A 14082-nucleotide genomic window follows, 5' to 3' on the forward strand; every position below is an offset into this window, starting at 1 on the left:
AAAAAAATGAACATACTCGCAGTCATACCAGCAAGAGGCGGAAGCAAAGGTGTTCCGGGGAAAAACAAAAAACTACTCAATGGAAAACCATTAATTCAATACAGTATTGACGCTGCCTTGCAATCAAAATACATTTCAGAAGTTGTGGTGACGACGGATGATACCGAAATCATTGCGATTGCGAAGTCGCTTGGTGCGAATGTTCCTTTTGTACGTCCAAAACACTTAGCAGAAGACGCAACACCAACATTACCAGTCATTCAACATGCAGTTTCATTCTTGAAAGAAGCAGGGAAACACTTTGATGCTATTTGTTTATTGCAACCAACAAGTCCATTCCGACCAAAAGGATTTTTAGACAGAGCAGTAGAAACATTCAAAGAAAAACAAACAGATTCGTTGGTTTCAGTATTAGAAGTTCCGCATCAATACAATCCCCATTGGACGTTTGAAGCCAATGAAAATGGTGTTTTGGAGATTGCGACAGGTGAAAAAAATATCATTCCTAGAAGACAAGAATTACCAAAAGCTTATCACAGAGACGGAAGTATTTACATGACAAAAACGAATGTCTTAATGCAGGAAAACTCATTGTACGGAAGTTCATTGGCGTATATAGTATCTGATGAGAAGTTTTACGTGAATATTGATACGCTAGAAGATTGGGAAAAAGCAACGGAATTAGCAAAAACGATTACACTTTGAAGTTTGAAAAACATAGCATAACCAACTTTCACATTTCTTTTGATAAGAACGGATTTGCTGTACAACTCTTCAAACAAGAAAACCAAGGAAGCAATTTGTATAGGTTGGACAGTGAATTGTTTGAAATTGTTTGGTATTCGTCAGATCATACGGAAGAAAAAATTCTAGATTTTGTCAATAGGTTACATGAAGATTTCGATAAAATCCTAGAAAATACATATCAATATTTAGGAAGTGTTTTTGAAATTTTTATTCATGATAAAAAAAATAATAAATTATTAATTGTAAGTGATTTACATGGTGTGAATGGAAGTTTTTATTTAATAAATGAAAATTGCTTAAAATTCTTTTTAAACTTCCAAAACTTCACAACATTTCAAGTTCCATTAACATTTGATACAATTGGTGTGCAAGCACATTTTGCATTTGGTTATCAGGTACAACCTTTTCCATTGCCATACGAAGGAATTTCACGAATTCAAGGTGGAAAATTACATGTATTTGAGTCAAATTTAGAACATATAACCAAAGAATTACAGATTGAATTTTCAACTGAAAAACCATCATTTTCACTAAAGAATGCAATGAATGTGACGGAAAAGCTATTTTTTGGTGCTACGGCAGGAAAAGATAGTTTGACTTTGTTGAGTCAAGTTGAGGAAGGAAATGCACAAATCAAAACTGGAAACTTTGGAAATGTATATGCAGCAGATGTCATGCAAGGAAAGGAAATTGCTGTAAAACTAGATGTTTCTTACGATCACACTACTTTGTGTGATGAAAATGAATTTGAATACTACGCAACGCAAATCGCCAGTATTTCTGGTGGTTTAGGAACGGTTTCGTATGTAGATATGCTCAAATTTGTCGATCAGGGAATTCCGAACGATTACAGTTATGTCATGGGAGAAGCAGGAGAATGTGTGCGCATGTTTTTTCCTTCAGCTACTAATCTCACGAAAGCATTGCACAACTATTTGACGCCAAAAGAGTTTTTGTCAGATACACTTATTGCTGATTATGATGTGTTTATGGAATCGTATCCAGAAAACGTTTCTTCTGAAATCACAAAAAACTATGAAGGAAATTCGAATGCAGAAATCTTAGTCAATTTTTACAGAAAAGGACGTTTGCCAGGCAATTTTGGAAACAGACACAAGATATTATCTGTCTTTAGAAATAAAATCACGCCGTTTTTACATGAAGATTTCATCAAACAAACACATAATTTGCCGCATAAACGTTACAAAAACGATCAAATTCACGAAGAAATTATCTATAATTCCAATCAAGATTTACTAACTTTTTTTAGAAACCCAATCCAATCAGATGTATCTGTGCAGGACTGGAATCATCGCATATCTAACGAAATAGGAGAGAAGTTATATTTACTTTTAGAAAAGCACATTGATGCGTTAAAATCGGTATTTGACACGAAGAAAGTACTGGCTTTGGCAAAAAAGCAACAAAAAAGTCCGAATAGAGGCGTTTATTTTCTTTTCAGAATACTTTCAATGGCTATATTTGCGGACAATATCAATAACGCGATTGCCCCATGCGAAAAAAGATAATTTCCATATTTGTGGGATACCAAAGTTTTGAAAATCATTATGCAAGTGATTTCTTTGAAACTCCCGAAAACATTGACATGCTGCTTTGGCACAACGTCAAGTCTTCCGCATTGGAAAAATTACCCAAAAACATTCAAACGCAACAACTTCCTGAGTTTGATTACAAAGGGAAAACAGATTTTTTACGCTATTTAAAAGCGAAATCTACCTTGCGTTACAATGATAAAACGCAAGCAACGAAAAAGCACTTATTATACAGAGTTGCGCCGGGAAAGAGCAATTTCAAGAAAAAGCTCAAATTTGGATTGATTAGTGTGCTATCACGTTTCTATGCTTCTAAAAAAGGAATTCAAAAACTAGAAGCTTCATTTTTCAATCAGACCCGAAATTCCAACTATTATAAGGAATGTTTGACATATTTAAAGTCAAACACGCCAGATATGATGTATTGTTCGCATCAGGTTTCAAGTTTGTCATTAGCACCAGTTTTGGCTGCGCGTGATTTGGGAATTCCTGTGGTGAGTTTTATTCACTCATGGGACAATCTTCCGAAAGGAAATAAAATGCTCAAAGCCGATCATTACTTGGTTTGGAGTGATTATATGAAAGAAGAAATGACTGCGTATTATCCCGATGAAGTCAAAGAAAATAATATTACGGTTACTGGAACGCCACAATTTGTATGTTATACCAAGTCTGAATATTTGATTCCAAAAGAATTGTTCTACAAAGCATACAATTTGCCTACGGATAAAAAATTGCTCTGCTTTTCAGGGAATTTTACATCTATTGGTATGGATGATCCATTGTATCTAAAGGATTTGGCAGAAGCTGTAAAAAAGCATAATCAAACGAATTCAGCGCAATATCATGTCATTTTACGCGCCAATCCAGCAGATTACAATCAAGGATTTATTCCAATTTTGGAACAATATAAAGATGTGATCACGGAAATCATTCCCACATGGAATCATGAAGAATTTCCGTTACCTAAAACGTATACAGTGAACTCGAATTTAGGAGTTTTATACAGCACATTATATTACAGTAATGCAATATTCAATATAGGTTCTACCATGGCGCTTGACGCAATACTACTAGGAAAACCAGCGTTTTATTGTTATTACAAACAAGCAAATGGCCATAAGGATTTTGATATCGATCGTTTATATCAATTTGTACACTTTAAGACATTTGATAAGCATTCAGAAGCAGTTCACATGTTGCGAAAACCAGCAGCATTAGCGGAAATATTACAAGATTTTGATACCTTAGAACAACAAAATCGAGAGGAACGTTCAGCTTGGGCAAAAAGTATTGCAAAACATCCGTTGAATGAAGTTAAAGATAGAATGTATCACGCTTTTCAAAACGTATTGAGTTAATGCATATCGCTTTCTTACTTCCTGAATATCCACATGAAAAGCTCCCGAAATCTGCGGGAATAGGGACAAGTACGAAAAACTTGCTCAAAGCTTTGGTAGACAAGGGTTTGCAAATTACAGTGTTTACCTATTTTCAAGATCAACAAGAAGTATTTCAAGATGGTGACATTACGATTCACAAAATAAAACTGCGAAAATATCCTGTGTTGACATGGAAGTTGAATGAAGGAATCATTAACAAATACATTAATAAAATCATTCAAAAAGATAACATTGATGTGTTGGAAGTGGTGGATTGGACAGGAATTACGGCCAATATGAACTTTTCTATTCCACAAGTGATGCGTTTGCACGGAAGTGATACGTTTTTCTGTCATTTGGAAGGAAGAGAGATCAAACAAGCGAATTTTAATCGTGAACAAAAAGCTTATCAAAAGGCAGATAAAATCATTGCAGTGAGTCAGTTTGTGGCAGAAAAGACAAATTCATTATTCACTTCAAATAAAGACATTACGGTAATTCCGAATGGAATTTATATAGATGATTTTCAATCTGATGTAACGAAACAAAAAGAAGGTGTAATTCTATATTTCGGAACCTTAATCAGGAAAAAAGGAATTTTAGAACTCGCACATATTTTCAATGAATTGATTCAAAAAAATAGCAATTGTCAGTTAGTATTAGTTGGAAATGATGCGAAAGATGTGAAAGAACAACGTTCGACTTGGGAAATTTGTAAAGAAATACTATCTGCGGAAGCATCTCAAAAAGTAACCTATTTGGGAGTTGTCAACTACGATCGCATGAAAGAACTCATCAATGAAGCCAATGTTTGTGTATTTCCTTCCTTGGCAGAATCTTTCGGAATGGTAACGATTGAAGCGATGGCACTAGAAAAACCATTTGTAAATACTGATTATCCTTGGGCAAAAGAAATTGTGGAAGATGGAGAAACTGGTTTTTTGGTAAATCCGAAGTCACATGTTGAATTTGCAGAAAAAATAAATCTGTTATTAACAAATCCAGAATTAGCTTCAAACATGGCAAAAAAAGCACGAAAAGAAGCCATCAAACGATTTGACATTATGAAAATAGCAGATCAAAATATAGCAGTGTATGAATCTTTAGTAGCAGCAACATCATGAAGTTTACATTGATCATTTGTACATACATGCGCCCGAAACCATTGCAAACACTATTGCAATCGGTGGTAAAGCAATCGTTGCATCCAAATGAAATCCTCATTGTAGACGGTTCTCGAAATGATGAAACAAAAGAAATGTTAGATCAAAATCCGTTTAAAAATCTAATCTATTTCAAAGTAAATGATTCAGAACGTGGTTTAACGAGACAACGTAATTTTGGCATTAGAAATGTTTCTGAAACTAGCGAAATTGTATGTTTTTTGGATGATGATACTATTTTAGATGTCAACTATTTCAAAAATCTTATTGAAACGTACGAAACCTATCCAAATGCTTTAGGTGTTGGTGGCTATATTACAAACGAAATTAGTTGGATAAAGATTACTGAAAACACGAAACCTTCTGCGAATTCATTTGTATATGATGGTTGGTTTCGAAACGAATCGCAGCGTTATAGATTGCGAAAAAAACTAGGTTTATTAGACAATACAAAACCGTGTATTATGCCAACGTTTGCACATGGTAGAGCGGTTGGATTTTTACCTCCATCTGGAAACACATATCCTGTGGAAGTCTTTATGGGCGGCGTTTCGTCGTTTAAAAATGAAATCTTCAAACAAATCAATTTTTCTACTTATTTCGATGGATATGGTTTGTATGAAGACACCGATTTTACGCTTAGAGTCTCTAAATTGGGGCAATTATACGTAAACACAGCGGCGCAATTGGAACATCATCATGATGCTTCTGGTCGTCCGAATCAATATAATTATGGAAAAATGGTCGTCAAAAATGGTTGGTACGTTTGGCGTGTAAAATATCCAAAACCAGCATTAAAAGCCAGAATAAAATGGAATACAACCACTTTGTTCTTGGCATTTCTCAGATTTACAAATATATTTACCCAGCCTAAAAAAAAGGAAGCCTTTACGGAATCAATGGGCAGATTTGCTGCTTGGTTTTCATTATGGTTTCAAAAACCCCGAATTGAAAGATGAGTTTTCTCAAAAAAATATACAAACTATTGCCTTCAAAAGGCTTGAAAGAATCACTGAAAGAAGTGTATTTTAATCAAGTTCGAAAAGAAAAATTTAAGCGTAAAAACGGTTGTTATTCTACAATTTTTGACGGAAATATTGAAGTTGCTACAAAACTCCCAATGTATTACGTTGTGAAGGATATCAATAGATACGAGACGTTTTACACCGTAAAAAATGATGATATAGTCATTGATGCGGGCGCAAATCATGCGTATTTATCTATTTACTATGGGAAAAAAGTAGGCCCTGCTGGAAAAGTATTTGCCTTTGAGCCAGATAAAATCAATATTGCTGAAATGGAAGCGAATATTGCGCTGAATGCTGATGTGAAAAATATTCAAATTCAAGAAGAATTGATTTGGAATGAAAATACAAAACTAGAATTCTTTGAAGCTGGGACAGTTTCTTCATCCATTCATTACAAACCTGAAAATGCCAAAGCGATTTTAAAAGATGCCATTACAATTGATGCTTTCCAAAATAGAGAAAAATTAGCGCGTTTGGACTTTATTAAAATGGACATTGAAGGAGCAGAAATAGAAGCCATGGATGGTTTGGTAGATGTGCTTGAAAAGTTTAAACCAAATTTTGCTATTGCAAGCTATCATTGGGTAAATGAGGAGCAAACCTATAAAAAAGTAGAAGCATTCTTTGAAGCAAAAAACTATCCGTATAAGACTGTTTTTTACAAAGATGGAGAAGTTATAACCTTTGCAGGAAATAGCGTTGCCTAATATGAAATTCCTAATTATCACACACGTTTTACATGCCAAAAAAGAGGCAAAATATCTTGCGTACGCGCCGTATGTGAAAGAAATGAACTTGTGGTTAAAGTATGTAGATAAAGTCACGATAGTAGCGCCGTTATTAGCAGACAAAGAGATTCGTCCGATTGATATTGCGTATCAACATGACAATATAGATTTTAGATCGATTCCTGCGTTTAATTTACTAAGCATTAAATCAATCTTAAAAACATTGTTGGTGCTGCCAGTTATTTTCTTTAAAATTATTGGCGCAATGCGAAAAGCAGATCATATTCATTTGCGTTGCCCTGGAAATATCGGATTGATAGGATGTATTGCACAAATTTTCTTTCCGTCGAAGACCAAAACAGCGAAATATGCTGGAAATTGGGATCCAAAGAGCAAGCAACCACTAAGTTATAGACTGCAAAAAAGAATACTTTCCAATACATTTTTAACCAAAAAAATGAACGTTTTGGTGTATGGCGATTGGAAAAATCAAACAAAAAATATTAAATCATTTTTCACGGCAACGTACAGAGACAGTGATAAAGGAGAAGTTTTGAAACGTACTTTGAAGAACACGATTCGTTTCAGTTTTGTGGGTTCGTTAGCTCCTGGGAAACGTCCGTTGTTGACTATTCAAATTGTAGAAGAACTACGTAAACGTAACCATAATGTGCGTTTAGACGTGTTCGGAGATGGCGCAAAGCGAGAAGAATTAGAAACGTATATTGCAGAGAATCAATTGAAAGAATTCATTACGTTGCATGGAAATGTAACTGCTGAAGAAGTCAAAGAAGTTCATAAAACAGCACATTTTATGATGCTTCCATCCAAATCAGAAGGTTGGCCAAAAGTCGTGGCAGAAGCTATGTTTTGGGGAAGCTTGCCAATTGTCACCAAAATTTCCTGTGTTCCATATATGTTGGATGAAGGAAATCGCGGAATTTTGATTGAACCGAATGTTTCCACTGCCGTAGAAGCGATAGAAAACGTATTACAATCACCAAGAAAATATCAAGAAAAGGTTGACAAAGCGATTGAATGGAGTAGAATTTATACGCTTGACACTTTTGAAAACGAAATTAAATCATTGCTCTAAATGCTGAATGTGTACACAGATAGAAAATTCATTGAGAAACATCCGAAAGGAGAGAAGTTTCCGTTGATTTATGCCTTATTGTTCGATGAACGCAATGAATTTCCTGAAGTCAAAAACTATTATCAATTGGTAGACGCTATCGACGAAGCGGAAGTAGCGTTTTTACCATTTTCGTGGAATTACTATTTGAATAAAAATTTACAAACAGAAGCAGAGCATTTTATTGATGAATGTCATGCAAAGAATTTAAAAGTATTAACCTACATTTCTGGAGATCAAGGTGTCATGCCAACAAATAAAGATGTGTATGTGTTTCGAAATAGTGGTTACAAGAGCAAAAAACTTAAAAATCAAATTTCATTTCCTGCATTTTTTAAAGATCCGTTGGTGCATTATATCGAAAAAGAAAATCATCAAGTTCGTGTAAAAGCAGCAAAACCTGTGATTGGATTTGTTGGACAAGCAACACCAAATCTCTTAAAAGCAGCAAAAGATGTTGGTTTGATTGTATATAGAAATCTAAAATTTCATCTAGGAAAAACACGTTTAGAGCCACAACAATGGTATGCAGCGCCGTTTATGCGTTACAAATATTTAAAGCGATTAGAGAAACATAAAGACATTAAAACGAATATCATTTATCGTGAGCGTTACCGTGCTGGTGTGCGTACAAATCGTTCGGTAGACAAGACAACGTATGAGTTTTATGAAAATATCAACGATTCAGATTATATTTTCAATTTGCGCGGAGCAGGAAACTTTTCAGTACGTTTTTATCAAACCTTAGCGATGGGAAGAATTCCTGTGCTGATTGATACCGATTGTTTGTTGCCACTAGAAGGAATCATTGATTGGACGCAACATTGCATTCGAATTCCGCAAGGAAAAGAACAGGAAATGGAAGCGCGATTGGTTGAATTTCATAAAAACCTAACACAAGAAAAATTTGAAGAAATACAACAAGCAAATAGAAAGCTTTGGGAAGAATATCTAACGCTTACGAGTTTTTTTGAACGCATTCATGATCTGTTGATGAAAGATAAAATATAAGTGCTCAAATTGTCATATCGAGCGCAGTCGAGATATTTTTGAATAATGATTGTAAACTAGTTTTGAGATGTTAGTAGTGAGCATTGAGAAGTTTCAAAGTATAAATTGTTCAAAACGTCAGTTCGAGTGAAATTCTGAAAGAATTTAGTATCGAGAATAGCTTTGAAATTGAAGAGTTTATAGTATGTTGTAGTAGTTCTCGATACAAATTTGCTTTGCAAATTCACTCGAACTGACGGAAAGAGTAAAACAAATAACAAAAAGACAAATCAACAAACAAACAAATCAACAAATCAACAAACAAACAAAGAAGTCAAAATGTTAAATGCTAAATTTTGAATTTTAAATTGAAACACTACATTTAAAAACCCAAAACCCAACAAATGAAAACCCTTCAAGTCATAGATACCTTAGATACTGGCGGTGCCGAAAAACTAGCCGTTACGTATGCAAACGCTTTGACAACGGAAGTAGAAGCTTCTTTTTTGTGTGTAACGCGTAAAGAAGGTGTGTTGAAAAATCAGGTTTCGGAAGAAGTTGGTTATTTGTTTTTGAATCGAAAAAGGACATTGGATTTTGGAGCAATCAAGCGATTGAAAGCATTTATCAAGGAAAACGAGATCAAGATTGTACATGCACATGCGACTTCGTTTTTTATCGTGTTTTTGACAAAATTGATCTACCCGAAATTCAAAATGGTTTGGCACGATCATTATGGGAATAGTGAGTTTTTAAAAGAACGAAAGTCTTTTGTAATCAAAATGGCTTCGTATGCTATGAGCGGTGTGATTTCTGTAAATCAACGATTGAAAGATTGGGCTGAAAATAATTTAGCAGTTTCCAGAGTTGTGTATTTATCAAATTTTCCTGTAAAGAGTGAAACCGTCAAAGCAGCGACACAATTGCACGGAGTGAACGGAAAACGAATTATATGTTTGGCAAATTTACGTCCGCAAAAAGATCATTTATTGTTATTGCAAGCTTTTAAAGCGGTTCAAAAAGAGGATTGGACATTGCATTTGGTTGGAAAAGACTTTGAAGATGATTATTCGCGACAAATCAAGTTGTATATTCACGATCATGAGTTAAGCGGAAAAGTATTTGTGTATGGAAGTCGAGAAGATGTGTCGCACATATTGAATCAGTGTCATGTTGGTGTACTATCTTCAAAATCAGAAGGTTTGCCTATTGCGCTCTTAGAATATGGGTTGCATGAATTGGCCGTTCTCACCACTGATGTTGGCGAATGCAACCGAGTTGTTTCCGACGAAACGAAAGGCTATATCGTACCGCCAAATGATGCAACACAGTTTGCTGAAAAATTGGAATTATTAATGGGAAATCAACTGGAACGACTCGCGAAAGCGGAAAATTTACACGCACACATACAAGAAAATTTTGCACAAAAAGCAATCATACAACAACTGATCAATTTTTACAACGAATTGTAAATGGCAACACGCGCAGAATATATGGAAAAGCAGATGCAAAAGCTTGGGAAATCAACCTTCCTCAAGTTGACGCTGTTCCTAATTCTGATTTCGTATTTCTACAATTTGGCAGTATTCAATTACAGTATTACTGGAAATAATGAGTTGCGTTTATACGATTTTGTAGGAATGCTGGTTTTATATCAGTTCTACCAAAACCGTACTTTTTTGCTCATGTTTATCAATAACGAAAAGTACATGTATTACTTGTGGACATTCATCCGATGGAGTATGTTCATGATGATATTTACCTTTTTTATTAGTTACCTAAACGGACGTTTGACATGGATTTTACGAACCACACTGTTTATGTATCATTTCTTGATATTCTATTTTTCTTTTGTGTTCTTTTTGATTTTAATGCGCCGTGGAAAAATCTTGAAACAGTTTGTCTATCTGTACATTATCATGGTCATTATTGCCGCGCTAGTAGTGTTATTTCAGCACTTTGGAATAGTTCCGTATTTGTGGAGTGATTTGGATAGAAAAGCTTATGGAGGATTTCTTTCGGGTATTTTAGGACCAAATAAGATCGTTTTGGGAATGGTGATGTATATTTCGTTAGTCACGTTTATTGGACTTTTTTTACAGAAAGAATTACGGATTAGTAAAATCATGCTTTTGGCAGGAATTCTCTTTGCCATGATTGCTTTGGGATTGAGTGGTTCCAGAACAAGTTATGTAGGATTATTGGTCTTTTTAGTGTATTTCTTTTTCCGTTCTACAGGAAAATTTATTTATATGTCGGTCATTTTAGGTGCAGGATTTATGATTGTCTCTATGTACAATTCAGAAATTTTCACTATGATTGAAAATGTAATTAACGGTCGTGTATTCAGTAAAATTTCAGATCCGTCGTTGATTGCGCAAGGAAATGTAGATCAATTGTATGAAGATTTAGGTTCTGGACGAAAAAATTTATCGCTCATGTATGTCGATTATTTACTCACACATGTTTATGTAGTTCCTTTTGGATCAGGCTTTAATAACTTTATTTTGGTCGGAAATTCGGCACACAATATCTACCTAACATTGATCAATGAAGTCGGTTTATTAGGCTTGTTTTTCTATGTAAAATGGTTGACAAGTTACTTTAGTTTACAATTTACTCATTTCAAACAATTAGGAATCGTATTAAAAGGCCTTGTATTAGCAACAATGGTAACATTATTATTTGGTGAACAATTGTATGTTTACCGACCTGTTTTTGCTATATTGGGCATATTTTTATTTGCAACAGCAGTTTTACTAAGCCCTCGATATTACAAAAAAACATGACAAACTTTGCTGAACATACAATTGGAGTCGTCATTCCGTATTACAACGCCGCAAAACATATAGAAAATGTAGTGCGCAAGTTGCCAGAATATATAACGAAAATCATCATTGTAGATGATTGTGGAAAAGAACCGATTCCCGATAGTTTGGTGCAACAATCAGAAACGAGCGATCGGATTGTGATTGTTAGAAACGAAAAGAATTCTGGAGTTGGTGGCGCTACGAAAAATGGTTTTAAAAAAGCGATTGAATTGAAGCTGGATTATGTCATCAAAGTAGATGCAGACGATCAAATGGACAGTAAATACATTCCAGATTTACTGCAACCATTGATTGAGAAAAAGGCAGAATACGCCAAAGGAAATCGTTTCAAGGATTTTAAAGCACTACGACAAATGCCGTTTGTACGCAAAGTTGGAAATCTTGGTTTATCGTTCTTAGTAAAAGCAGCTTCTGGTTATTGGAATAATTTTGATCCAACCAACGGTTTCTTTGCTGTGAAGGTAGAATTATTAGAAAAACTAGATTTCAAAAACATTCACCGCGATTATTATTTTGAATCTTCGCTCATTGCAGAATTGTATTTTCACGATGCACGCATCAAAGATGTACCAATGCCTGCAAATTATGGTGATGAAAAATCGAGTATGAAAGTCTGGAAGATTCCATTCATCTTTATTCCAAAATTGACGAAAACTTTCTGGAAACGCATCTTTAAAAGCTATTTTATCTACGATTTTAATATTGCGTCCATTTATTTATTATTCGGTTTGCCAATGTTTCTTTTTGGTGTCGTTTTCGGAATTTACAATTGGATTCACTACTATAATATTGGAGAATTTACACCAACAGGAACTATTATGTTGATTACAGTTTCGCTGATTCTCGGTTTTCAATTGCTGTTACAAGCCATACAATATGATATCTTAAAAGCGCCTAAATCAGTATCATGAATCGCAAACACATCTTTGTAATACTATTGAATGTTTGCATTGCTTTTGGGTATTATTTGGGGAATTTGTCTTCGAATGAAACACATTTAAGCTCTGATTTGCACAACATTATCCCGATTTGTCTTAAAATGGACGATCCTTCAATGTTTCCGCATGATACATTTGCTAATGATTTAGATAATGTAAAATATTATACGCCTTTTTATATAGAAACGCTGCGTTTCTTCGCAAACTTTACCGATGGGAATTATGTACAGGCATTAAACATTCTAACGTTTATTTGTCACATTCTCTTTGGAATGTTATGGTATTTTTTACTGTTTCGAATTACGAATAACTTTTGGATTGCCCTTTTTGTGTCTGTCTTTATGCGCGGTATTATTTGGGTGCCAGGTTTTGAATATTGGGGAATCTCAGATATGTGGTCGTTATTGCCGCGTGTTGTGTATTACGCCATCATGCCATTGCCGTTTTTGCTCATTAGTTTTACGAACAAAAGAAAACTGTATCTCGCAGCATTTTTAATAGGATTGTTGTTTAATTTTCATCCGATTACTGGTTTGAGCGGTATTTTAATTTTTGTTGGATACATCGCTGTGCATTCCTATTTGGGAAAGAAACAACTCAAAGCAATTTTCAGTCTACAAAACATGATCATTTTAGCAATTATTTTTGTGGGAATGCTTCCGTTTTTTATGAATTACATGACGAATGTTTCTGTAAAAGCGGATTATGATTTAGGACTTTATAAAGATGCATTGGCATTAAAATATCCAAGTTTTATAACCGAACCAACGACGTTTTGGAAAGAATGGTTGACCGTTAAATATATAAGTTACTTTTCGGTAGTGTTTGCATTTTTCATATTTGCGAACCTTAAAGGAACTGCAAAAGATAGACTTCGCGGCAAGTATTTGCTCATTTTAAGTGCATTATTATTGCTGCTTCCAAATTTAGCAACCTATGTTGAATTAGCTGTAAACGCTATGTTTGATCTCAATATTAGAATGTCGTTTCAGTTGGTACGCATGCAAAAGCTATTGATTTTAGCGTTTTACTTTGCCATTTTATTCGGATTGGATATTTTATGCAGAGAACAAACGTTTCAAAAGGTCTTTCCGTATATTTTTGGATTCTACGGATTGCTTTTAGTGTTTGCTAAAAATGAAGAATTTGATAAAATTCCGTTTGTTTCGAATGATATGGTTCGTCGTGTGTTGCCAAATTCGTTATCGGTTGGAAACATTGTAAACGGTCAAGAAAGTGAAGATTTGAATGATGTTTTAATCTATATTCGAGAAAACACGCCAAAAGATGCTATTTTGTTTGCACCAGATATTGGTCGTTCAGGCGGACAACGTTCGGTTGTATTAGATAGTAAAGGTGCGAATATGTTGATAGAAGGAAATCCAAAACGCTATGTACAATGGTATCAAGACTATCAAAATTACAATAAACTATCACGACTAGAATCGAATCAATTTTTACGCGATTATGGTGTGGAATATGTATTAATTTATATAGATTTACCGGAATTTGAATTGATCCATCAAAAAGGAAGATGGCGACTATATAAGATAGGTAATTAGGTTTTGGGTGTTAGGTGTTGGAATT

The 14082-nt window shown here is 34.5% G+C and carries 12 protein-coding genes; all 12 read left to right on the forward strand.

Annotation, left to right across the window (positions count from 1 at the left end; translation table 11 throughout):
* The first annotated feature begins 6 nt into the window (after window positions 1-6).
* Window positions 7-705: an acylneuraminate cytidylyltransferase family protein gene (locus Q0845_RS17585; protein WP_298516017.1), complete on the forward strand. Its 699-nt coding sequence runs from the start codon at window positions 7-9 to the stop codon at window positions 703-705.
* Window positions 702-2276, forward strand: a complete 1575-nt coding sequence (locus Q0845_RS17590; protein WP_298516019.1) for a hypothetical protein — start codon at window positions 702-704, stop codon at window positions 2274-2276. The genes Q0845_RS17585 and Q0845_RS17590 overlap by 4 nt, the downstream gene beginning before the upstream one ends.
* A complete protein-coding gene (locus Q0845_RS17595) occupies window positions 2261-3661 on the forward strand; it encodes a hypothetical protein (RefSeq protein ID WP_298516021.1) in 1401 nt (466 codons plus the stop codon). The genes Q0845_RS17590 and Q0845_RS17595 overlap by 16 nt, the downstream gene beginning before the upstream one ends.
* Entirely contained in the window at window positions 3661-4806 is a 1146-nt protein-coding gene (locus Q0845_RS17600) for a glycosyltransferase family 4 protein (RefSeq protein ID WP_298516025.1), read from the forward strand. The genes Q0845_RS17595 and Q0845_RS17600 overlap by 1 nt, the downstream gene beginning before the upstream one ends.
* Window positions 4803-5804 (forward strand): glycosyltransferase, encoded by a 1002-nt coding sequence (locus Q0845_RS17605; RefSeq protein ID WP_298516027.1) that lies wholly within the window; start codon window positions 4803-4805, stop codon window positions 5802-5804. Before Q0845_RS17600 ends, Q0845_RS17605 begins: the two co-directional genes overlap by 4 nt.
* Complete coding sequence (locus tag Q0845_RS17610; protein WP_298516029.1) at window positions 5801-6580, forward strand: FkbM family methyltransferase; 780 nt, start codon at window positions 5801-5803, stop codon at window positions 6578-6580. Before Q0845_RS17605 ends, Q0845_RS17610 begins: the two co-directional genes overlap by 4 nt.
* A gap of 1 nt (window position 6581) precedes the next feature.
* Entirely contained in the window at window positions 6582-7697 is a 1116-nt protein-coding gene (locus Q0845_RS17615; protein ID WP_298516031.1) for a glycosyltransferase family 4 protein, read from the forward strand.
* Window positions 7698-8747 carry a hypothetical protein gene (locus tag Q0845_RS17620; protein ID WP_298516033.1) on the forward strand — a complete coding sequence of 350 codons (1050 nt, stop codon included), beginning with the start codon at window positions 7698-7700 and terminating at the stop codon, window positions 8745-8747. It begins immediately after the preceding gene.
* A 383-nt stretch (window positions 8748-9130) separates the two neighbouring features.
* Window positions 9131-10198 carry a glycosyltransferase family 4 protein gene (locus Q0845_RS17625; RefSeq protein WP_298516035.1) on the forward strand — a complete coding sequence of 356 codons (1068 nt, stop codon included), beginning with the start codon at window positions 9131-9133 and terminating at the stop codon, window positions 10196-10198.
* Window positions 10199-11515, forward strand: coding sequence for a hypothetical protein (locus Q0845_RS17630; protein WP_298516037.1), 1317 nt, complete (start codon window positions 10199-10201; stop codon window positions 11513-11515).
* On the forward strand, window positions 11512-12468 hold the full coding sequence (locus Q0845_RS17635; RefSeq protein ID WP_298516039.1) for a glycosyltransferase family 2 protein: 957 nt from the start codon (window positions 11512-11514) through the stop codon (window positions 12466-12468). The genes Q0845_RS17630 and Q0845_RS17635 overlap by 4 nt, the downstream gene beginning before the upstream one ends.
* Window positions 12465-14057, forward strand: coding sequence for a hypothetical protein (locus Q0845_RS17640; protein ID WP_298516041.1), 1593 nt, complete (start codon window positions 12465-12467; stop codon window positions 14055-14057). Before Q0845_RS17635 ends, Q0845_RS17640 begins: the two co-directional genes overlap by 4 nt.
* The last annotated feature ends 25 nt before the right edge of the window (window positions 14058-14082 follow it).

Source organism: uncultured Kordia sp. (assembly GCF_947489565.1).
GTDB lineage: Bacteria > Bacteroidota > Bacteroidia > Flavobacteriales > Flavobacteriaceae > Kordia.

What these genes read in the sequence shown, in the direction of transcription:
- Q0845_RS17620 (WP_298516033.1), top strand. Translation starts at nt 7,698, where the DNA reads ATGCTGAATGTGTACACAGATAGAAAATTCATTGAGAAACATCCGAAA.
- Q0845_RS17610 (WP_298516029.1), top strand. Translation starts at nt 5,801, where the DNA reads ATGAGTTTTCTCAAAAAAATATACAAACTATTGCCTTCAAAAGGCTTG.
- Q0845_RS17615 (WP_298516031.1), top strand. Translation starts at nt 6,582, where the DNA reads ATGAAATTCCTAATTATCACACACGTTTTACATGCCAAAAAAGAGGCA.
- Q0845_RS17585 (WP_298516017.1), top strand. Translation starts at nt 7, where the DNA reads ATGAACATACTCGCAGTCATACCAGCAAGAGGCGGAAGCAAAGGTGTT.
- Q0845_RS17625 (WP_298516035.1), top strand. Translation starts at nt 9,131, where the DNA reads ATGAAAACCCTTCAAGTCATAGATACCTTAGATACTGGCGGTGCCGAA.
- Q0845_RS17640 (WP_298516041.1), top strand. Translation starts at nt 12,465, where the DNA reads ATGAATCGCAAACACATCTTTGTAATACTATTGAATGTTTGCATTGCT.
- Q0845_RS17635 (WP_298516039.1), top strand. Translation starts at nt 11,512, where the DNA reads ATGACAAACTTTGCTGAACATACAATTGGAGTCGTCATTCCGTATTAC.
- Q0845_RS17600 (WP_298516025.1), top strand. Translation starts at nt 3,661, where the DNA reads ATGCATATCGCTTTCTTACTTCCTGAATATCCACATGAAAAGCTCCCG.
- Q0845_RS17595 (WP_298516021.1), top strand. Translation starts at nt 2,261, where the DNA reads ATGCGAAAAAAGATAATTTCCATATTTGTGGGATACCAAAGTTTTGAA.
- Q0845_RS17630 (WP_298516037.1), top strand. Translation starts at nt 10,199, where the DNA reads ATGGCAACACGCGCAGAATATATGGAAAAGCAGATGCAAAAGCTTGGG.
- Q0845_RS17605 (WP_298516027.1), top strand. Translation starts at nt 4,803, where the DNA reads ATGAAGTTTACATTGATCATTTGTACATACATGCGCCCGAAACCATTG.